This is a genomic window from Paracoccus tegillarcae (genome assembly GCF_002847305.1).
In the GTDB taxonomy this organism is placed as follows: domain Bacteria; phylum Pseudomonadota; class Alphaproteobacteria; order Rhodobacterales; family Rhodobacteraceae; genus Paracoccus; species Paracoccus tegillarcae.
Genome location: NZ_CP025408.1, coordinates 3608816 through 3630181, shown reverse-complemented (window position 1 = coordinate 3630181; position 21366 = coordinate 3608816). Strand labels below are relative to the sequence as shown.

Below are 21366 nucleotides of genomic sequence, written 5' to 3'. Positions count from 1 at the left end.
CTTTGACTCCTATATCAATACGTCCCGCGATCTTACCAAATCCTTAAAATTGGGCATGCATTGAGTAATTAAGATTCTATTTACCTTGAACGGATCAGCACCCGTGCGATGGACCGTTAGCGCGACCAGCGTTGCCCTTGGCGGGGGGTCTGCTAGGAAAACGCCAAAGCGAAGGGGAATCCACGATGAAGATGACACGCAACGTCAAGAAGATCCTGTCGAACTACGAGGGCGAGACGCCGGGCGTGAAGGCGCAATTGGGCCGAATGCTGATGAATGGCCGCCTTGGCGGGACAGGCAAGATGATCATCCTGCCCGTCGATCAGGGCTTTGAACACGGGCCGGCACGCTCATTCGCGCCGAATCCTGCTGCCTATGATCCGCATTACCACTACAAGCTGGCTATCGACGCAGGCCTGAACGCCTATGCCGCGCCACTGGGGATGATCGAGGCCGGGGCGGATACCTTTGCCGGCCAGATCCCGACGATCCTCAAGGTCAACAGCGCCAATTCGCTGATGTCGGATACGGCGGGCAAGAACCAGGCAGTGACCGCCAGCGTCGACGACGCCCTGCGTCTTGGCTGCTCGTGCATCGGCTTCACCATCTATCCGGGCAGCGACATGGCGCTGGATATGTTCGAAGAGATCGTCGAGATGCGCAAAGAGGCCGCGGCCAAGGGCGTGGCCACCGTCATCTGGTCCTATCCGCGCGGCGAGGCGATCACCAAGGACGGCGAGACGGCTATTGATATCGCAGCCTACGCGGCCCAGGTCGCGGCGCTGTTGGGTGCGCATATCATCAAGATCAAGCTATCGACCGATCATCTGATGCTGCCCGAGGCAAAAAAGGTCTATGAGGCACAAAAGATCGACGTCGAGACCCAGGCCAAGCGCGTCGCGCATTGCATGAAAGCCTCGTTCGACGGGCGTCGCATCGTGGTGTTCTCGGGCGGCGCGGCCAAGGGTGCCGATGCGGTCTATGACGATGCCCGTGCGATCCGCGATGGCGGCGGCAATGGTTCGATCATCGGGCGCAACAGCTTTCAACGCTCGCGCGAGGACGCGTTGGACATGCTGGGCAAGCTGGTCGATATCTATAAGGGCGCCTGACGGCGATTGCTTTTTCCCGCGCCTTGAATGGCGCGGCGTTTGCAGGGGGCGTTCGCGCCCCCTGATTGCGTTCCGGGGTGATGCCGGTCACTTCTCCGCGCCGTAATGGTCGCTTTTGCGCCTTAGCAGGGCGGCTTGTGACCTTGCGAGCGCGCGCGGGCAGGGTTACCTCGGGCTGAAAGCAGTGAGGTGCCCATGGCCGACGATCCTCTTGTCATCTTCACCCCTTCGGGCAAGCGTGGACGCGTACCGGCGGGCACGCCTGTGCTGGAGGCCGCGCGGCGTCTGGGGGTCGATCTGGATTCGGTCTGTGGCGGGCGCGGTATCTGTTCGAAATGTCAGGTGGCACCCGGCAAGGGCGCATTTTCCAAACATGGCGTGACCGTCGCCGAGGATGCGCTGTCCGGGATCAATGCGGTTGAAGAGCGCTATGATCGTATTCGCGGATTGAAACCGGGGCGGCGCTTGGGCTGTCAGGCGCAGATCCAGTCGGATGTCGTGATTGACGTGCCGCCCGAAAGCCAGTTGCACCGCCAGGTGATCCGCAAATCCGCGACCGAGCGGGTGATGGTCATGGATCCAGCGGTGCGACCGTTCTATGTCGAGGTTGTCGAGCCTGACCTGGACGATCCGACCGGGGATTTTCAGCGCCTTTCGGCTGCGCTGGATGAGCAGTGGCAGATCACCGGGCTACGCGCCGATCTGGAGGTTCTGGCACGCATTCAGACGGTGCTGCGCAAGAGCGCGTGGAAGGTGACGGCGCTGGTCTGGGACAATGGTCTTGAGCCGCCGCGCCTGATTGATCTGGTCCCCGGCTTGCTGGATGGGCCGGTTTACGGGCTGGCCATTGATCTGGGATCGACCACGATCGCGGGGCATCTCGTGGCGCTGGACGATGGCCGTGTTCTGGCCTCCAGCGGGCTGATGAACCCGCAGATCCGCTTTGGCGAGGACCTGATGAGCCGGGTCAGCTATTCCATGATGAACGAAGGCGGCGCGGCCGAGATGACCACCGCCGTTCGTGACGGGCTGGGGCAACTGGCTGCCGTGCTGGCCGATGAGGCCGGTGTCGATCCTGCGCTTATTGCCGAGGCGGTGATCGTCTGTAATCCCGTCATGCATCACCTGATGCTGGGCATCGATCCGGTCGAGTTGGGACAAGCCCCGTTCGCACCAGCGACCAGCGACGCCATGACCCTGCGCGCGGCCGAGATCGGTTTGCAGATCGCACCCGCCGCCCGCACCTATGTGCTGCCGATCATTGCGGGCCATGTCGGGGCGGATTGCGCTGCGGTCGTGCTGTCCGAGCAGCCGCAGAAATCCGAAGCGCCGGTTCTGATGGTCGATGTCGGCACCAACGCCGAGATCGTGCTGGGCGACAAGACCCGCGTGCTGGCCTGTTCCTCGCCCACCGGCCCGGCCTTTGAGGGCGCCCAGATCAGTTCCGGGCAGCGCGCGGCACCCGGCGCAATCGAGCGCGTGCGCATCGACCCTGTGACCAGGGAACCGCGCTTTCGGATCATCGGTGTCGATGAATGGTCGAATGAGCCGGGCTTTGACGAGGCAGCCAAGGCGACCGGCATCACCGGGATCTGCGGCTCTGGCATCATCGAGGCCGTCGCCGAAATGCGGATGGCAGGCATTGTCGATCCCTCGGGGCTGATCGGTTCTGCCGAGCAGGTGGGCACGCCGCGCAGTATTCCCCAAGGGCGCACGCATTCCTATGTTCTGCATGATGGAACGGATGCGGGCGGCACTCTGATTGCGGTGACCCAGGGCGATATCCGCGCGATCCAACTGGCGAAATCGGCACTGTTTGCTGGCGCCCGTCTGCTGATGGACGAATTCGGGATCGAAACCCTGGACCGGGTGGTGCTGGCCGGTGCGTTCGGCGCTCATATCTCGCCGCTGCATGCATTGGTCTTGGGCATGATCCCGGATTGCGCCGTCGAACGAGTGACCAGCGCCGGCAATGCCGCCGGGACCGGTGCACGCATCGCGCTTTGTTCCCGCGCGGCGCGGCGCGAGATAGAGGATCAGGTGCATCGCATCACCCGGATCGAAACGGCGATTGCGCCGCGTTTTCAGGAACATTTCGTGGCCGCCAACGCGATCCCGCATGCAACCGACCCATTCACGGAATTGCAGACCCAGGTCACGCTGCCGGTCGTCAGTTACAACACGGCAGGGGACGGACGAGCGCGGCGGCGTCGCAAATGACCGCTGCTCAATCCTCGACCGGCCTACCGTCCGTTCGCGTAAAATACAGCGTGTCGCCTGCGTGATGAAAAATCAGATCGTGGTCGGGATAATGACAGGCGCCAGCCGCTGCCCGCTTCGCGACGATCAGCATAACCGCATCGGCGCCTGATCTGTTCTCAAAGCAATGCGCGACCGGATCGCCGGCCCGCCATCCGGCGGCAACCGCTCCAGCCTTGCACCGAACTGTGTCAGACCTGGTTGATCGCCCAGAGCGATATCTGCATAGGGCCCGTCGTCCTGTCCTGTGATCCGGTGCGGCTGGCCTGGATGACTGGAAAACTCATGCGTGTTCGCAATCTTCGGCATGATATGTTCGCTGTTCAGCTTGTGGTCACCCGCGCAGCCCCGTCTCTCGCAGCAATCCTTTGCGCTTGGCCTCATAGTAATAGCCGCGCGCATACCAACCGACCGCCGCATCGTGATCGCCATCCGCCACCAGATAGGCGCCGCGCAGATATTTGATGGCATATTGCAGGTTGGTATCGGCATCCAGCAAACCTTGGGCCGGGCCGCGATAGCCCATCGTCTGCGCCGTCTGCGGCAGGATCTGCATCAATCCATAATACGGACCATTACGCGCAGCCGGATTATGCGTGGATTCGCGAATAATCACGCGCTGCACCAGGGCCACCGGCACATCGTAATACTGCGACCAATAATTGATCCGGGATCTCAATTGCGGTGTTTCGTTCGGATACAAACCGCCCGAGTTCTGTGCTTCGGGCTTGGTTGGGCCGCCCTGCCGCCCGCAAGCAGCCAGCGCAACGATGCCCAGCAGAAAACCGCGCCTGCTATTCTTCTTCATGAAAATATCCCACGGGGGTGCGGGGGTGTGAAACCCCCGCTGCGGCATCAGACATGAATGGCCCCGTCGCCCAGGGCAAGCGCCGCTTCGCGGACGGCCTCGGACGTGGTCGGGTGGGCGTGACAGGTCAGGGCGATATCCTCGGCCGAGGCGCCGAACTCCATGGCCACACAGATCTCGTGGATCATTTCACCGGCATTCGGGCCGATGATATGGGCGCCCAGAACGCGGTCGGTCTCGGCATCGGCGATGATCTTTACAAAACCGTCGCCCATGAACATGGCCTTGGCCCGCGCATTGCCCATGAAGGGGAATTTGCCGACCTTGATCTTGCGGCCGGTTTCCTTGGCCGCCGCCTCGGTCAGGCCGACATTGGCGACCTCGGGGTTTGTATAGATCACACCGGGGATCACGTCATAATTCACGTGACCCGCCTTGCCGGCGATCACCTCGGCCGCGGCCATGCCTTCGTCTTCGGCCTTATGCGCCAGCATCGGGCCGGGCACGCAATCGCCGATGGCGTAGATGCCTTTGACATTGGTGGCCCAGTGCTTGTCGATCTTGACCATGCCACGATCGGTCAGTTCGACGCCGGCCTTGTCCAGCCCCAGCCCGTCCAGATAGGGGCGGCGGCCTGTGGATACCAGAACGCAGTCAGCCTCGACCGTTTCCGCATCGCCGCCTTTCTTGGGCGCATAGGTCACCGTGGCCTTGCCCTTCTTGGTCTCGGCGCTTTGGACAGCGGCCCCCATGATGAACTTGAAGCCCTGCTTTTGCAGCGTCTTCTGGAACTGTTTCTGGATATCGGCGTCCATGCCGGGGGTGATGGCGTCGAGATATTCGATCACGGTCACCTCGGCCCCAAGACGCGCATAGACAGAGCCCAGTTCCAGCCCGATGACGCCCGCGCCGATCACTACCATGGATTTGGGGATCTTGGGCAGCATCAGCGCCCCGGTGGAATCGACGATGACGCCGCCTGCATTGTCGACTTCCACGCCCTTCAGCGCGGCGGGTTCCGAACCGGTGGCGATGACGATATTCTTGGTCTCGTGGACCTCGTCGCCGACCTTGACCTTGCCGGCGCCTTCGATTTCAGCCCAGCCTTTCAGCCAGTCTATCTTGTTCTTCTTGAACAGGAATTCGATGCCCTTGGTATTGGTGTTGACCGTCTCGGCCTTGTAGCCCTGCATCTTGGTCCAGTCGACTTTGACCTTGGCGCCGGTCAGGCCCATCTTGTCAAAGTTCTCGTGGCTTTCGTGCAGCATGTGCGACGCATGCAGCAGCGCCTTGGACGGGATGCAGCCAACGTTCAGGCAGGTGCCGCCAAGCGTCTCGCGGCCTTCGACGCAGGCCACTTTCAGGCCCAGTTGAGCGGCGCGGATGGCGCAGACATAGCCGCCGGGGCCGGCGCCGATTACGATCAGGTCATACATGTTCTGTCCTTTGCTCTTTCGCGGTGCGGGCAGGGGGCTCAGCCCCCAAACACGCGGTATATCTTGGACCCGGGCGCAATCAGAACAGACTTGCCAGGATCATCAGCATGGTGGTGGCGAAGCCCACCGCCCAGATGGCCGAGCGCCAGGGCACCCAGCCAAAGACATAGGCCGGCACATAGAGGACGCGCGCGATCAGGTAGATCCAGGCACAGCCGGCGGTGAAGCCCGTCGACTGGCCGGCCATCGTGACGACGACGACCGCCAGCGTGAACAGGATCAGTGCCTCGAAATGATTGAGAAACGCACGCCGCAGACGTCCGGCTGTCCGGGACAGTTCGCGCGGCGGATCGGTGTCGCGCGGGCTGGCCATGTAGTCGGGGCCGATCTGCATGTTGGCGGGCACTGCGACCAGCAGGAATTGCACGCCTTGCAGCAGGCCGGCAAGCGCCAGGACGGTCAGTTCGGCGGTCATCATCATCAGGCCGTCTCGACCATGTGAAAGTCAGCCGAGGTCACGCCGGCCTGGCTGTTGAACACGCCTGCCGCACCTTCGAGATAGTCGCGCGCGGCCTTGCCATTGTTCACCTGATACAGCGCCCAGGCATTGCCGTTATCTTCGCGCCACAGCTGCAACAGCGACAGGCCGGCATTGCCGCGGTCTTCGGCGTCATTGTCGAATGCGGTCTTGAAGGTGCTGTATTCGTTGACTTTATAATGTGCGATCATCTGCATGTCATCAGTCCCCTGTCATGGCAGAGCGGATAGTCTGGAAATCCGCCTGTGATATTTCAAACAACCCGCGGCGGGCCATCATGCCCCGGTTGCCGCTGGTGAATTCCAGCCTTTCGGTCAACGAAAGGATAGGCGTTTCGGTTGCGGGCATCCAGTCGATATCCTGACGATAGCCGGTTTGGCCATGGCCCATCTGCGCCTGACAGGGCGGGGTGTCGCGCACGCTGCCGATGGCGGTGAAGGCCTTGAGTGTCTGGCCCTCGGGACAGGCGGTCCCGGGCGAGTAATAGATCAGCGTGCCGCCGGGGTGCAGGCGTCTCAGCGGCGCAAGCTTGCCGTGGTTCAGCATGGCGAAACCGCCCGCCACGCCGATCATCACATGGTCGCGGCTGACAACGCCGATCCAGTGGCGCGGGGTGGTCATGCGGCCCTCATGCTGTTGCGCAACGGGTGCGGGCGTTGCGTGATGCGGGGTGCGGCGGGGCGATGTGGGTTGGGCCAGTATTTGCTGGGTCTGAGGCTGCACAGCGCGTACACCGGATGCGCACAACCTGTGCACAGGGCGTACACAGGCAGCGTGCGTTGGGGGGCAGTTTTCAGGGCAGAGGGTAGGGACCGACCGCGGGTGGGTGCGAAGCGCCCGCTCATGGGGGCGGCCGGACGCTGCCCGGTGGTTCTCACCGGGCGATTTCGGCAACGAAAAACCGCGCAACATATAAACGCAATTTTCACGTATTTTGCGGAGCTTTCTGTCTCGGTTCTTGCGTGTAAAGGCCGACGCCTTTCATCACCCAATAGGACGTTGTCGAGTCAAGAAGCTCTTCCATGCCTCCCAGGTAGCTCTTTGTAGCATCGGGTAAGCTGTCGGATTTCTTCCGCAGCCCTTTATAGGATCTGGCGCTCAAATTGTTACCTCGTACTCTTGGAGGCGCGGGACAGCATCAGTTGCTGCCCCGCTACTATCCTCACAAATCCATCAGCAAACGGCGCGGATCCTCGAGCGCCTCTTTCACCCGCACGAGGAAGGTCACGGCGCCTTTGCCGTCGACGATGCGGTGGTCATAGGAAAGCGCCAGATACATCATCGGGCGGATGACGATCTCGCCGCCGACGGCCATCGGGCGATCCTGGATCTTGTGCATGCCCAGAATGCCCGATTGCGGCGGGTTGAGGATGGGCGAGGACATCAGCGAACCGTAGACGCCACCATTCGAGATGGTGAAGGTGCCGCCCTGCATGTCGGCCATGGTCAGCTTGCCATCGCGGGCCTTCTTGCCCAATTCGCCGATCTCTTTCTCGATCTCGGCAAAGCTGCGTTGATCGGCATCCTTGACCACCGGCACGACCAGCCCGTTCGGGGTGCCGACGGCGACGCCCATATTGACGAAGTGCTTGTAGATCACGTCGGTGCCGTCGATCTCGGCATTGACCTCGGGCACCTCTTGCAGCGCGTGGCAGCAGGCTTTGACGAAGAAGGACATGAAGCCCAGCTTGACGCCGTGCTTTTTCTCGAACGACTCCTTGTAGTCGTTGCGCAGGTCCATGATCGCCTTCATGTCCGCCTCGTTATAGGTGGTCAGCATGGCGGCATTGTTCTGCGCGTCTTTCAGACGGCGGGCGATGGTCTGGCGCAGGCGGGTCATCTTCACCCGTTCCTGACGGTCGGCCTGATCGGCCGATGCGGGCGCGGCTGGTGCCCTGGCGGGTTTGTCGCCGCCCGATTTGGCCTTGGCCACGTCTTCCTTCATCACCCGGCCATCCTTGCCCGAGCCCTGAACCGCGTCGCGGTCGATGCCTTTTTCGGCCATCGCCTTCTTGGCGGAAGGCGCGTCCTCGACATCGTCCTTGCGCGGTTTGGTGTCTTCGGGGCCAGCGCCGGGCGAGCCGACATCGCTGGCGGTGTCGTCATCATTGTCGCCCGAGGCTTCGGGTTCGGGCGCGGATTTGTCATCCGATTTCTCGCCCGATGCGCCCTCGGTGATGACGGCCAGCCTGGCCTTGGCATCGACGGTCGAGCCCTCTTCGGCGACGATTTCGGCCAGCACGCCGGCGGCGGGCGAGGGGACCTCGACCGAGACCTTGTCGGTTTCCAGTTCGCACAGCATTTCATCGACTTCGACCGAGTCGCCTGCCTTCTTGAACCATGTGGCCACCGTGGCCTCGGTCACGCTTTCGCCCAAGGACGGCACCATTACGTCGACGGATTTACCGCTCATTTCACTTTGTCCCTTCGCTTTCTGCGGCTCTTGCGCAGGTTCTTCCGAGCTTTCGGTTTCTGCCTCGGCATCGTCGGGCCGGGGCTTGGTTTCTTCTGGTCCGGCATTGCCGGCATCAGCGATCTGCGCCAGCAGCGCATCGGGGCTGACCGTCTCGCCCTCTTCGGCGATGATGGCCTCGAGGACGCCCGCTGCGGGGCTGGGGACCTCGACCGTTACCTTGTCGGTTTCCAGCTCGCACAGCATTTCATCGACCTCGACCGCGTCGCCGGGTTTCTTGAACCAGGTGGCGACGGTGGCCTCGGTGACGGATTCCCCAAGGGTGGGGACGCGGACTTCGGTACTCATTGGGTCATCCTTCGATATCCAGCGCCTCGTTCACCAGCGATCCTTGCTCGGCCTTGTGGCGCGAGGCAAGGCCCGTGGCGGGCGAGGCAGCAGCGTTGCGGCCGACAAAACGTGCGCGGCTGTGTTTGGCGCCAAGCCGTTCCAATACCCATTCCAGATAGGGTTCGACAAAGGTCCAGCCGCCCTGGTTCTTGGGTTCTTCCTGACACCAGATGAACTGTGCCTGCTTGAAGCGGCCAAGTTCCTTGATCATCGCCTGCGCCGGGAACGGATAGAACTGTTCCAGCCGCAGCAGGTAGACATCGTCGATGCCGGCCTCGTCGCGAGCCTTGAGCAGGTCGAAATAGACCTTGCCCGAGCAGATCACGACGCGTTTGATTTTCTTGTCGGCGACCAGTTTGGTGTCCGAGTTGCCGTGCTGGGCATCATCCCACAAGACGCGGTGGAAGGTGCTGCCGGTCTGGAAATCCTCGGCGCGGCTGATGGCCAGCGGGTGGCGCAGCAGCGATTTGGGCGTCATGATCGCCAGCGGCTTGCGGAAGCCGCGCAGCAATTGCCGGCGCAGGATGTGGAAATAGTTGGCCGGCGTGGTGCAGTTGGCGACGATCCAGTTATCCTCGGCGCACATTTGCAGGAACCGTTCCAGGCGGGCGCTGGAGTGCTCGGGGCCCTGGCCCTCGTAGCCATGGGGCAGCAGCATCACCAGGCCCGACATGCGCAGCCATTTCTTTTCGCCCGAGCTGATGAACTGATCGAACATGATCTGCGCACCATTGGCAAAGTCACCGAACTGCGCCTCCCACAGGGTCAGGCAGTTCGGCTCGGCCAGTGAATAGCCATATTCAAAGCCCAGTACCGCATATTCCGACAGCATCGAATCGATGACTTCGTAATGGGCCTGATCCTTTTCGATATGGTTCAGCGGGTAATAGCGTCCCTCGTCCTTCTGGCTGATAAAGGCCGAGTGCCGCTGGCTGAAGGTGCCGCGCGTGCTGTCCTGACCGGACAGGCGCACCGGGTGGCCCTCGACCAGCAGGCCGCCAAAGGCCAGCGCCTCGCCGGTGGACCAGTCAAAGCCCTCGCCGGTTTCGAACATCTTCTTCTTGTTGTCCAACTGGCGCTGCACGGTCTTGTGCAGTTCGAACCCGTCGGGCGCGGTGGTCAGGGCATTGCCGATCCGGGTCATCACTTCGGGCGAGATGCCGGTCGCGCCGGCGGTGTATTCCGCACCTTCGCGTTCCATCCCCGACCATTTGCCATCGAGCCAGTCGGCCTTGTTCGGCTTGAAGTTCTTGCCGACCTCGAACTCTTCGCTCAGATGCGCCTGGAAGGCGGACTTCATGTCCTCGATCTCGCCCTCGGGGATCAGCCCGTCCTTGACCAGCCGTTCGGTGTAAAGCTGCAAGGTCGTCTTGTGGCCCTTGATCTGCTTGTACATGGCCGGGTTGGTGAACATCGGCTCGTCGCCTTCGTTGTGACCAAAGCGGCGGTAGCAGAAGATGTCGATGACCACGTCCTTGTGGAATTTCTGGCGGAACTCGATCGCCACCCGCGCGGCATGGACCACGGCCTCGGGGTCGTCGCCATTGACGTGAAAGATAGGTGCCTCGACCATCAGCGCGATATCGGTCGGATAGGGCGAGGTGCGGCTGAAATGCGGCGCGGTGGTAAAGCCGATCTGGTTGTTCACGATGATATGCATGGTGCCGCCGGTGCGGTGACCGCGAATGCCCGAGAGCTGCAGACATTCGGCCACAACGCCTTGCCCGGCAAATGCCGCGTCACCGTGCAGCAGGATCGGCAGGACGGCGATGCGTTGCTCGCGGTCCTTCAACTGATCCTGCTTGGCGCGGACCTTGCCCAGAACGACCGGGTTGACGGCCTCGAGATGCGAGGGGTTGGCGGTCAGAGACAGGTGCACGTTGTTGTCGTCGAACGCGCGGTCAGCGGACGCACCCAGGTGATATTTCACATCGCCCGATCCATCGACATCCTCGGGCTTGAAGCTGCCGCCCTGGAACTCGTGGAAGATGGCGCGGTAGGGTTTCTCCATCACATTGGCCAGAACCGACAGGCGGCCCCGGTGCGGCATGCCGATGACGATGTCGCGCACGCCCAACTGGCCGCCGCGCTTGATGATCTGTTCCATCGCCGGGATCAGCGCCTCGCCGCCATCAAGGCCGAAACGTTTGGTGCCCATGTATTTCACATGCAGGAATTTCTCGAATCCCTCGGCCTCGACCAGCTTGTTCAGGATGGCGCGGCGCCCGTTCTGGGTGAACTCGATTTCCTTGCCGTAACCCTCGATCCGTTCTTTCAGCCATGCGGCCTCTTCGGGGTTCGAGATATGCATGTATTGCAGCGCAAAGGTGCCGCAATAGGTGCGTTTCATCAGCTGCACGATCTGGCGGATCGTCGCGATCTCGAGACCCAGCACATTGTCGATAAAGATCGGGCGATCCAGATCCTTTTCCTCGAACCCGTAGGTCTGCGGCTTCAATTCGCCGTGGTCGGGATAGGTGCGCAGGCCAAGCGGGTCCAGATGGGCATGCAGGTGGCCCCGGATCCGGAAGGCGCGGATCAGCATCAGCGCGCGAATGCTGTCCAGCACCGCCTGACGCATCTGCGCATCGCTGAGGCCCACCCCCTTTTCCTCGGCCTTGCCGGCAATCTTCTTCATCGCCGCCCTGGCCTCGGCATCGCTGGCCTGCGGCCATTCGCCGGTCAGCGCCGATGTGCGCTCGTCCACGGGGGCGGGCGGCCAGTCGGCACGCGCCCAGCTGGCGCCCGCGGCCTCGCGGCTGACATCGGCCTCGGAGTCGCCCAGACCGCTGAAATAATCGGCCCAGGCCTGATCGACCGCCTGCGGGTCGCGCGCCCACTGGCCGTAAAGCTGTTCCATATAGGCTGCGTTATGGCCCTGCAGGAACGATGAATCGTGGAAATCGGCGTTGTTGGGTTGGTCGTTCATTTTACGCGCGTCCTTTGCGCTTTGGCTGAGTAAAGACGGGGCGCCGCATCACGCGGCCCCACATTTGACGATCATGGTCTGCACGCCGGGCATGGCGCTGCCCGATCCAGGTGAATTTGTCCGGGAGCTTGCCACGCCGGTCGCGCCACACAGCTTGCCCGGTGCCGTGTCGATACTATCGCTGTCGGTTTGGCCGGGGCGGAACAGCACGATGAACTGGCTGTCGGCACTGCCGGAAACCGAGACCAGCGCCGATTGATGCAGCCCGGTCCGCGCGTCCAGCGGGCCGCTGGGGCCGGTCGGTACGGCAGGTGCGACCGGGATCGGCGCGGCGATGACGGGTGCCGGCTGCGCGGGCCGCATGCGCGAGGTAGCCGCGCGATAGGGCGATTCCGGGACAGCCGAGCGCACGGGTGCGTTCGGTCCCAGCTCGGCCGGGTTCGCGATAGGCTGGGCACAGGCGGCCAGGGTCAGCGCGATAAGGCCAAGCGCAGCAATGGGTCTGGTTCTCTGGATCACGGGTGGACCTCTTTTTTGCTGGGCAGCAACTGCAAGCCCATGACATGTGAAAATGCGATCAGCGTTGCCAGCACAACGCTGCAAATCAGCAAAAGTGCCAGGCCGAGCGGCAAAGCCGTCCGTGCAGATAGGCCTGGACCGCGCTCAGCCGCCGGCGATCCTGCGCTTGGTTGCGGCGCGGAGGCTTTGACGATGTGACGTTTCGATCTCATGCCGCGGGCCCCTTATGCACAATAAATATCGATGATCTGAGCGCCGGGATCGGCATAGGCATCGATGCGGGGGATGTTCTCTATTCGCGCAGGGCGGCGGCTTTCCAGCCCACAGAGCGCACGTGCCGCGCCCTGTTCTGCATTGGCCGGTGCGCGGGCGGGGTGGTAGATCAGCCGCCAGCCATAATCGCGCCGCGCAACCGTGCGCACCGAGTCAGGGGGCAGGGTGCTGGCCTGATGCAAATCGGTCATAGCCGGCACGCCGCCGGGCAGGATCAGGTCCGTGCTCTTGCCGCCGCAGGCGGTCAGCGTGATCAGCGCGGCGAAAGACAGTGACATCATCGAGCGTGACCCCGGCGCAAAGGCTGGAGGTTGCGATTGCGCCGGCATGTTGTGAAGGCTCATCTCATCCCCGGCAAGCTCATCATTGCATCCGGCCAATGTCCGACTAGCCAGACGGGATGTCAAACATTGGCTGCCCTGTCCGAAACCGGTCATGGAGGGTGGGCGGTGCCGCCGGGTCATGACGGCCTCGGGCGGGAAAGAAGCCGCTTTTGCCGATCATCGTACCAATCCTGCGCCTCGGACAGGGGGCGGCGGAAGATGCCGATGGCACTGGGGATCGCGTCCAGCACACCGCGCGCTTGCGGAAACGTGAAGCGCCGCGTGGCCGCGTCCTTCAGCGTCTCGCCCAAAAGCCGCCTTGCGACATAGATGGCAAAGGCAAGCCGGTGCCGGATCGGCGAGTCGCTGTTGGTGTGGATAAAGAGCGCATTGTTCGAAATGCCAAGCGAGGTTGCCTCGCGGCGGCCGATGCGGCTTGCTTGGACTTCATGATGGCGGACCCGCGCATCGGGGGCGACGACGCACAGCCCGTGCCGGCCCCACCGATAGCTGGCATCCAGATCCTCGCAGGGGCAATAGGCCAGAAGATACGGGTTGAAAGACTCGCGCCGGGCGATGTCGCTGCGCACCGACATACCATAGCCGGGCAGATGACGTATCTGTTCGACAGGGCGCGCGCCGGCGGGCAGGCCGCTGACGTCAGGCCGTTTGCGGTGGCGGTCATAGGGAACAAACATGTTTTCCACCGAAAACATCAACACCTCGCGGCTGAACCAGCGCCACAGGCCGGATGTGCGGTTCATCCGGTTCAGCCGGTCGCGCTGTTCTGCCGTGCCGCCCTTTTTTACGCCGAGCACTGGCGTCCGGGCCGCGTCCGGCGCGGTCAGGGCTTTTTGTGCCGCCGGCGGGATCTGCGGGACATCGACCAGAGCGATGGCGGCAATGCGTTGGTCGGGATCGGCCTCGTAGCGCGCCATCAGCGTTTGTGCGCAATCGGGAAACATCAGCGTGTCGTCATCGGTGAAGAAGGTGATCTCTGACGTGACATGCGACAGCGCCTGATTGCGTTGTACCGCGGATGAGCGTTTGTTGGCCGGTTCGTGGATGAAACTGATGCCCTGACCGTGAAACAGCGGCGCGAGACGATCGCGGTTGGCCCTGGGCTGGTCGCCTGCATCGATCACGATCACCTGGGCCGGTTTTCGTGTCTGGGCCAGCGCACAGCGAAGCGCCAGTTCAAGGACGTCGATGCGGTTCAGCGTGGGAATGCAAAGCGACCAACTGAGCGACGCTGCATCACCCGGACCATCCGGGGAAGGATCAGGCGAGGTTGCGATTGTCAATCTGGTCGCTCCGCTTTTTGTTTGGCGCGCTCACCGGAACGGTTTCGGTGGGCAAGCGCTGTCTAGTTGTCGATCGCTTTCAGCACCGCCTCGCCCAGCCCGGCGGGGCTTTCGGCAACCACGATCCCGGCGGATTTCATCGCCTCGATCTTGGATTCGGCATCGCCCTTGCCGCCCGAGACGATGGCGCCGGCGTGGCCCATGCGGCGGCCCGGAGGTGCGGTGCGGCCTGCAATGAAGCCGGCGGTGGGCTTCCATTTGCCCTTTTTCTTTTGCTCGGCCAGGAATTCGGCGGCCTCTTCCTCGGCGCTGCCACCGATTTCGCCGATCATGATGATGGATTCCGTTTCATCATCATCGAGGAACATCTGCAGCACGTCGATATGCTCCATCCCCTTGATCGGGTCGCCGCCGATGCCGATGGCGCTGGACTGGCCCAGACCCACATCGGTGGTCTGCTTGACCGCCTCATAGGTCAGAGTGCCCGAGCGCGAGACGACGCCGACGCTGCCGCGCCGGAAGATGCTGCCCGGCATGATGCCGATCTTGCATTCATCGGGGGTCATGACGCCGGGGCAGTTGGGGCCGATCAGCTTGGAGGTCGATCCCTCAAGCGCGCGTTTCACCCGCATCATGTCCAGCACCGGGATGCCCTCGGTGATGGCGACGATCAGCGGGATCTGCGCGTCAATCGCCTCGAGGATCGAATCCGCTGCGAAGGGCGGCGGCACATAGATGGCGGTCGCGTTCGCGCCGGTCTTTTCCATGGCCTCGTGGACCGAGTTGAAGACGGGCAGGTCCAGATGCGTCTGGCCGCCTTTGCCGGGCGTCACGCCGCCGACCATATTGGTGCCGTAGGCGATCGCCTGTTCGGTGTGGAACGTCCCCTGAGACCCGGTGATCCCCTGGGTGATGACTTTGGTGTTCTTGTCTACGAGAATGGCCATGTGGTGGCTCCTGTCGAAAATGTTGGTGCCGGATTGCGGTTGATGGCTCGCACGTGCGTCACCCCTTGACCGCTTTGACGATCTTTTCGGCGCCGTCCTTCAGGTCGTCGGCTGCGATCACGTCAACGTCGCTTTCGTTGATGATGCGCTTGCCTTCTTCGACATTGGTGCCTTCGAGGCGCACGACCAGCGGCACTTTCAGGCCGACCTCTTTCACCGCGGCAACGATGCCCTCGGCGATGATGTCGCAGCGCATGATGCCGCCGAAGATGTTGACCAGGATGCCTTTGACGTTCGGGTCAGAGGTGATGATCTTGAACGCCTCGGTGACCTTGTCCTTGGTCGCGCCGCCGCCCACGTCGAGGAAGTTGGCGGGTTCGGCACCATAAAGCTTGATGATGTCCATGGTGGCCATCGCCAGACCGGCGCCGTTCACCATGCAGCCGATTTCGCCGTCCAGCGCGATGTAGTTCAGGTCGAACTTGGATGCCGCCAGTTCCTTGGAATCTTCTTCGGTCTCGTCGCGCAGCGCCATGATGTCGGACTGGCGATAGAGGGCATTGTTGTCAAAGCCCATCTTGGCATCGAGGCATTTCAGATCGCCCTTGTCGGTCACGATCAGCGGGTTGATTTCCAGCATCTCCATGTCTTTTTCGATGAACATGCGATAGAGATTGCGGATCAGCGCCACGCATTGCTTGACCTGCTGGCCCTCGAGGCCAAGCGCAAAGGCCACGCGGCGGCCGTGGAAATCCGACAGGCCCGAGGCCGGATCGACGCTGAAGCTGACGATCTTTTCAGGCGTGTTCGCGGCGACTTCTTCGATATCCATGCCGCCCTCGGTCGAGGCGACAAAGCTGACGCGCGAGGTGCCGCGATCGACCAGAAGGGCCAGATACAGCTCGCGTTCGATGTCGCTGCCGTCTTCGATATAGATGCGGTTGACCTGCTTGCCGGCGGGGCCGGTCTGATGCGTGACCAGGGTGCGGCCCAGCATCTGACGGGTCAGTTCCTCGGCTTCGCTGACTGATTTGGCCAGACGCACGCCGCCTTTTTCGCCAGCCTCTTTTTCCTTGAAGCTGCCCTTGCCGCGTCCGCCGGCATGGATCTGAGCCTTGATCACCCAGAGTGGGCCGTCCAGCTCACCCGCAGCAGATTTCGCCTGATCGGCCTGTGTCACGATGCGCCCGTCGCTGACAGGTGCGCCGTATTGGCGCAACAGCGCCTTGGCCTGATATTCGTGAATGTTCATCGCGACCCCCTTGATCGGTTCAGCAGATTTCGGTTGGTTCTGGCACAGTGTGACAGCCGTATGAACCGTTTTTCAATGCCCGCGGCGCAATTCCACCGGATTGAGGCGGTTGTGATCACGAGCTTTTCGGCTGTGATCACAAATCATCCGATCATGCCCGATGTTGGCGATAACAAGACGATTCGTCTCGGCAATCCGGTCGGGGTTCAGTTGAACAACACCATGTAAAGCCCCGCGCGGCCGCCGAACATATCGCCAAAGCGCCGCCATGCGTCACGGCCGATCGTCAGGCCGGGACCGGTGAAGGCAAGGGCATCGGCGCCTTGCGCCCAGCCCAGAAAATCCACCGGCGTCGGCTCGGCGATCCATTTCGACAGGTCGATGCCGTAGCCCGGCTCCATCCGCCAATGCGGGATCAACCGTTCGCCGGAAAGGACCATCCGGCCCTCGTCCAGCACATCCAGCCAGGCGTCGCCGGTGCCGGGCGGCAGCTGAAATCCAAGGGCGGCCTGCTGGCTGTCATTCGGAATCCATTCGCGGTCATTGTCGGTTTCGGTCGCGACCGCAGCCCAGAAATCGCGATTGGCATCGACGGTCAGGGTCAGGTGATCGGCGGCGGCCTGAATCCCCTCGGGGTCGGGCTGGTTGCGCAGGGTTTGCAGGGTGACAGCCGCGATATCCAGGAACGGGCCGATAAACGCGGCCTGCTGGCGCATCATCGGTTCGCGGGCCAGTTGATGCGCGCCCTCGGCCTGCTGGCGCGCGACCTCTGTGCGCAAGGCGATCATCCGCGACAGCGCCGTTTCGGGGTCAAAGGCCAGGGCGGCCCGCGCCGTGCCTTCGATCAGATGCGTATAGGCACGCAGCCAATGCGCGTCGGCGGCGTCAAAGCGGATCACGTCCCTGCCGGGTTCGGGCATGGGCAGGCCCGCCAGGCGCAACAGCCCCTCGGCGCCTTGCAGGCGCTGCCCATCGCCGTTCACATCGAGCCACACATCGTCGAGGCGCAGGACCAGCGCGGCATCGGGGTCGGGATCGGTTGGCAGGGCCTCGCGGGTGGCGGCCATGGCGGCTGCGAGGTCGCTCAGCAATTGCGACAGCATGTCGCCGGTCATCGGTTCGGGTGAACCGTTCTCTGGCAAAGGCGTGCCGATCACCGGGACGGGCAGCATGGGATTGGTGGCCCCGACGCGCCAGCGGGCCTGATAGCCGGCCTCGATCCCCGCGAGAAAGGTGACCGCCGCCAGGCCCAGGTCGCGGTCGGGGCCGGGCGGTTGCGCCTGTAACGCCTTGCGTGCGCCGGTCAGCCCGTCGGACGCGATCAGCGCTGAGGTTTTGGTGTCATCTGCCAGCGCGGGTGTCGCCGCCAGCAGCGCTGCGGCGATCAGCGGGCGAAGGGGAAACATGGCAACCTCTTGAACGAAAAACGGCACGCCGATGATGGCGTGCCGTTTCAGCATTGGCAAGTTGGGTCAGCCTTACTTCAAAGAGCTGTCGATGCCCTTGCAGGCGTCGACCAGGCCTTTGACCGCGTCGACCGATTTGTCGAACATGGACTGCTCGGCCTTGTCCAGCTTGATGTCGATGACCTTTTCGATGCCAGCGGCGCCGATCACTGTGGGCACGCCGACATAGAGCCCCTTGAGGCCGTAGGGGCCGTCAACGAAGGCCGCGCAGGGCAGGACGCGCTTTTGATCCTTGAGATAGGCTTCGGCCATCTCGATGGCGCTGGTCGCCGGGGCATAGAAGGCGCTGCCGGTTTTCAGCAGACCGACGATCTCGGCGCCGCCATCACGGGTGCGCTGGACGATGGCGTCCAGTTTGTCCTGGCTGGTCCAGCCCATCTTGACCAGATCGGGCAGGGGAATGCCGCCGACGGTCGAATAGCGTGCCAGCGGCACCATGGTATCGCCATGGCCGCCCAGAACGAAGGCGGTGACGTCTTTCATCGAGACGCCGAATTCCAGCGACAGGAAATGGCGGAAGCGCGCCGAATCCAGCACGCCGGCCATGCCGACGACCTTTTCGGCCGGCAGACCGCTGAACTGCTGCAGCGCCCAGACCATCGCGTCCAGCGGGTTGGTGATGCAGATGACAAAGGCGTTGGGGGCATGGGCCTTGATGCCTTCGCCCACGGATTTCATGACCTTGAGGTTGATGCCCAGAAGATCGTCGCGCGACATGCCCGGCTTGCGCGGAACGCCCGCGGTAACGATGCAGACATCGGCGCCGGCGATATCGGCGTAATCATTGGTGCCCTTCAGCGTCGCGTCGAACCCTTCGGCAGGACCCGATTCCGCGATATCCAGCGCCTTGCCCTGAGGGACGCCTTCGGCAATATCGAACAGGACGACATCGCCCAGTTCCTTCATTGCGGCCAGATGTGCAAGTGTACCACCGATCTGCCCCGCACCGATAAGTGCGATCTTGGGTCGGGCCATGGAAAACCTCCGATTTTGGCTATGAGAGTTGCGGGCTGACTAGTCCTTTGAAACGTAAACCGCAAGAGTGCCGACGGGGGCTTGCGCTAACAGCCGCATTTGGCACAACTGGCGCGGATCGACGTCTTGAGAGTGTGCAAAGCTGGAATGATTGAACTGACGGCAACGGGTTGGGCGCTGGCGGTGATTGCCGCGATTGCCGTGGGCCTGGCCAAGGGCGGATTGTCCATGGTTGCGGTGCTGTCGGTGCCGCTGCTGTCGCTGGTCATGTCGCCGGTGCAGGCCGCCGGGGTGCTGCTGCCGGTCTATATCGTTTCCGACATTGGCGGGCTGATCGCCTATTGGCGCCACGCGAATTGGCGGGTGCTGGCGCGGATGTGGCCGGGCGCGATTGCCGGCATTGTCTTTGGCTGGCTGACCGCCAGCATCGTGCCGGTGGCCGGGGTCGAGTTGATCGTCGGGCTGATCGGGCTGACCTTTGCGCTGACCGCATTGCTGCGGCGCCCGCCGGACGGACCGCCGCGGCCTGCGCGTTGGGGGGCAGGCAGCTTTTGGGGCGGTATCGCCGGGTATACCAGCTTTGTCAGCCATTCGGGCGCGGCCCCCTATCAGGTCTATGTCCAGCCGCTGCGGCTTGAGCCGTTGATATATGCCGGCACGACCACGGTGTTCTTTGCCGTCGTCAACGCGGTCAAACTGATCCCCTATGCCGCATTGGGGCAGTTGTCGCCAGCCAATCTGGGTGTTGCCGCGATCCTGACGCCGGTGGCGCTGTTTGCCGTCTGGCTGGGCGTGCGGCTGGTCAAGATGATGCCGCAGCGCGCCTTTTATCTGTTCATCACCTGGGCCTTGCTGCTGGTCTCGATCCGGCTGATCTGGCAGGGCGGCGCCGGGCTGCTGGCGGGCTGACGCTGCGCTGCGGCGAAAAAGCACTTGCCATTCCGGTCGCGCAGAGGCAGTTTCGCGCAATATTATTGCTGCGAGGAAGTTATGGCACGACCCTATCGCTCTGTTCTTTATATACCGGCTGCCAATGCCCGTGCGATGGAAAAGGCGCAGGGACTGCCCGCCGACGCCATCATCTTTGATCTGGAGGACGCCGTCGCGCCCAGTGAAAAGGCCGCCGCCCGCGATCAGCTTGGTGCCGCGCTGCAGAATGATTATGGCGGACGCGCCCGGATCGTGCGGATCAACGGGCTGGATACCGAATGGGGCAGCGATGATGCGCGGGCTTTTGCCACCGGTGCCGATGCGGTGCTGGTGCCCAAGGTAAACAGCCCCGAGGATCTGGACCGCGCCGCAGCACTGGTGCCTGACACGCCGCTTTGGGCGATGATGGAGACCGCGGCCGGGATGCTGAACGCCGCAGCAATCGCGGCTCATCCCCGTTTGCAGGGCATGGTGATGGGCACCAACGATCTGGCCAAAGAGATCAACAGCCGCACCCGCGCCGACCGTTTGCCGATGCAGACCGGGTTGGGGCTGTGCCTGCTGGCTGCCAAGGCGCATGGCAAGGTGATCGTCGACGGCGTGTTCAACGCCTTCAGGGACGAGGACGGGCTGCGCGGTGAATGCGAGCAGGGCCGGGATATGGGTTTTGACGGCAAGACGCTGATCCACCCGGCGCAATTGGCCATCGCCAACGAATGCTTTGGCCCGACCGAGGCCGAGATCGACCTTGCCCGCCGCCAGATCGACGCCTTTGAGGCGGCAACCGCCCAGGGCAAGGGCGTGGCCGTGCTGGACGGCAAGATCGTCGAGAACCTGCATGTCGAAACCGCCAAGAAGCTGCTGGATCAAGCAAGGGCGATTGCCGATCTGTCGGGATAGTGACAACCTGCGCGCAATCAACATCAAGCGAAAGGAAGCCAGATGTTCCTGCTGATTCTCGGTGTCATCCTGTGGTGGGCGGCGCATCTTTGGAAACGGGCGGCGCCGGGGAACCGCGCGGCATTTGGCGATCAGGGCAAGATGATCGTGACCGGCACGCTGATCGTGTCGATCATCCTGATGGTCTGGGGCTACCGCGTCGCAGACGGCCCGGTCTGGTGGGGTCCGAGCCCGGCCTTGACGGGGATCAATAACCTGCTGGTTCTGCTGGGCTTTTATCTGTTTGCCGCCGCTGGCATGAAAACCCGGATCACCCGCCACATCCGGCATCCGCAATTGACCGGCTTTGCGCTATGGGCCTTTGCGCATCTGCTGGTGAATGGCGATCTGCCCAGTCTGGCGCTGTTTGGCGGGCTGTTGGCCTGGGCGCTGCTGGAGATGGCTGTCTTGAACCGCGCCGAGCCGGACTGGACCCCGGCCCATCCGGCGCCGTTCAGAAAAGAGGGCATGGCGATTGTCGGCACGCTGCTGGTCTTTGGTGTGGTTGCGCTGATCCATACCTGGCTGGGCTATAACCCGTTCGGAGCATGAC

At 62.8% G+C, this 21366-nt stretch carries 20 protein-coding genes; 5 read left to right on the top strand and 15 right to left on the bottom strand.

Going from position 1 to position 21366, the window contains the following annotated elements:
• The first annotated feature begins 185 nt into the window (after positions 1 to 185).
• Entirely contained in the window at positions 186 to 1112 is a 927-nt protein-coding gene (locus CUV01_RS17815; protein WP_101461645.1) for a class I fructose-bisphosphate aldolase, read from the top strand.
• A gap of 195 nt (positions 1113 to 1307) precedes the next feature.
• On the top strand, positions 1308 to 3332 hold the full coding sequence (locus CUV01_RS17810) for an ASKHA domain-containing protein (protein WP_101461644.1): 2025 nt from the start codon (positions 1308 to 1310) through the stop codon (positions 3330 to 3332).
• A 373-nt stretch (positions 3333 to 3705) separates the two neighbouring features.
• Here CUV01_RS17810 and CUV01_RS17800 read toward each other — a convergent pair whose 3' ends face one another.
• The 15 genes from CUV01_RS17800 to mdh all read right to left on the bottom strand — a co-directional run bounded on the left by CUV01_RS17800 (position 3706) and on the right by mdh (position 18944).
• Complete coding sequence (locus tag CUV01_RS17800) at positions 3706 to 4179, bottom strand: lytic transglycosylase domain-containing protein (RefSeq protein ID WP_101461643.1); 474 nt, start codon at positions 4177 to 4179, stop codon at positions 3706 to 3708.
• Positions 4180 to 4226: 47 nt separating this feature from the next.
• On the bottom strand, positions 4227 to 5615 hold the full coding sequence (gene lpdA / locus CUV01_RS17795) for a dihydrolipoyl dehydrogenase (protein WP_101461642.1): 1389 nt from the start codon (positions 5613 to 5615) through the stop codon (positions 4227 to 4229).
• A gap of 79 nt (positions 5616 to 5694) precedes the next feature.
• The gene (locus tag CUV01_RS17790; RefSeq protein ID WP_101462209.1) at positions 5695 to 6090 is read right to left on the bottom strand and encodes an MAPEG family protein; all 396 of its coding nucleotides are present in this window, start codon (positions 6088 to 6090) and stop codon (positions 5695 to 5697) included.
• Positions 6091 to 6095: 5 nt separating this feature from the next.
• The gene (locus CUV01_RS17785; protein ID WP_232962344.1) at positions 6096 to 6344 is read right to left on the bottom strand and encodes a hypothetical protein; all 249 of its coding nucleotides are present in this window, start codon (positions 6342 to 6344) and stop codon (positions 6096 to 6098) included.
• Positions 6345 to 6354: 10 nt separating this feature from the next.
• Positions 6355 to 6774, bottom strand: coding sequence for an EVE domain-containing protein (locus CUV01_RS17780; protein WP_101461640.1), 420 nt, complete (start codon positions 6772 to 6774; stop codon positions 6355 to 6357).
• 541 nt (positions 6775 to 7315) lie between these two features.
• Entirely contained in the window at positions 7316 to 8914 is a 1599-nt protein-coding gene (gene odhB / locus CUV01_RS17775) for a 2-oxoglutarate dehydrogenase complex dihydrolipoyllysine-residue succinyltransferase (protein WP_101461639.1), read from the bottom strand.
• 4 nt (positions 8915 to 8918) lie between these two features.
• The gene (locus tag CUV01_RS17770; protein ID WP_101461638.1) at positions 8919 to 11885 is read right to left on the bottom strand and encodes a 2-oxoglutarate dehydrogenase E1 component; all 2967 of its coding nucleotides are present in this window, start codon (positions 11883 to 11885) and stop codon (positions 8919 to 8921) included.
• A gap of 48 nt (positions 11886 to 11933) precedes the next feature.
• The gene (locus CUV01_RS17765) at positions 11934 to 12404 is read right to left on the bottom strand and encodes a hypothetical protein (RefSeq protein ID WP_101461637.1); all 471 of its coding nucleotides are present in this window, start codon (positions 12402 to 12404) and stop codon (positions 11934 to 11936) included.
• Positions 12401 to 12616 (bottom strand): hypothetical protein, encoded by a 216-nt coding sequence (locus CUV01_RS19745; protein ID WP_157994904.1) that lies wholly within the window; start codon positions 12614 to 12616, stop codon positions 12401 to 12403. The genes CUV01_RS17765 and CUV01_RS19745 overlap by 4 nt, the downstream gene beginning before the upstream one ends.
• A 12-nt stretch (positions 12617 to 12628) precedes the next feature.
• Positions 12629 to 13021: a hypothetical protein gene (locus CUV01_RS17760; RefSeq protein WP_157994903.1), complete on the bottom strand. Its 393-nt coding sequence runs from the start codon at positions 13019 to 13021 to the stop codon at positions 12629 to 12631.
• 116 nt (positions 13022 to 13137) lie between these two features.
• The gene (locus tag CUV01_RS17755) at positions 13138 to 14304 is read right to left on the bottom strand and encodes a glycosyltransferase family A protein (protein ID WP_101461635.1); all 1167 of its coding nucleotides are present in this window, start codon (positions 14302 to 14304) and stop codon (positions 13138 to 13140) included.
• 62 nt (positions 14305 to 14366) lie between these two features.
• Positions 14367 to 15251 carry a succinate--CoA ligase subunit alpha gene (gene sucD / locus CUV01_RS17750; protein WP_101461634.1) on the bottom strand — a complete coding sequence of 295 codons (885 nt, stop codon included), beginning with the start codon at positions 15249 to 15251 and terminating at the stop codon, positions 14367 to 14369.
• Positions 15252 to 15309: 58 nt separating this feature from the next.
• Positions 15310 to 16503 (bottom strand): ADP-forming succinate--CoA ligase subunit beta, encoded by a 1194-nt coding sequence (sucC, locus tag CUV01_RS17745; RefSeq protein ID WP_101461633.1) that lies wholly within the window; start codon positions 16501 to 16503, stop codon positions 15310 to 15312.
• 206 nt (positions 16504 to 16709) lie between these two features.
• The gene (locus CUV01_RS17740; RefSeq protein ID WP_157994902.1) at positions 16710 to 17909 is read right to left on the bottom strand and encodes a hypothetical protein; all 1200 of its coding nucleotides are present in this window, start codon (positions 17907 to 17909) and stop codon (positions 16710 to 16712) included.
• A gap of 72 nt (positions 17910 to 17981) precedes the next feature.
• Complete coding sequence (mdh, locus tag CUV01_RS17735; RefSeq protein ID WP_101461631.1) at positions 17982 to 18944, bottom strand: malate dehydrogenase; 963 nt, start codon at positions 18942 to 18944, stop codon at positions 17982 to 17984.
• Positions 18945 to 19091: 147 nt separating this feature from the next.
• Between mdh and CUV01_RS17730 the strand changes: the two genes are divergently transcribed.
• The 3 genes from CUV01_RS17730 to CUV01_RS17720 all read left to right on the top strand — a co-directional run bounded on the left by CUV01_RS17730 (position 19092) and on the right by CUV01_RS17720 (position 21365).
• The gene (locus CUV01_RS17730; RefSeq protein ID WP_198731847.1) at positions 19092 to 19853 is read left to right on the top strand and encodes a sulfite exporter TauE/SafE family protein; all 762 of its coding nucleotides are present in this window, start codon (positions 19092 to 19094) and stop codon (positions 19851 to 19853) included.
• Positions 19854 to 19934: 81 nt separating this feature from the next.
• Positions 19935 to 20774, top strand: a complete 840-nt coding sequence (locus CUV01_RS17725; protein WP_101461630.1) for an HpcH/HpaI aldolase/citrate lyase family protein — start codon at positions 19935 to 19937, stop codon at positions 20772 to 20774.
• A gap of 42 nt (positions 20775 to 20816) precedes the next feature.
• Complete coding sequence (locus tag CUV01_RS17720; protein WP_101461629.1) at positions 20817 to 21365, top strand: NnrU family protein; 549 nt, start codon at positions 20817 to 20819, stop codon at positions 21363 to 21365.
• Position 21366: the final 1 nt, after the last annotated feature.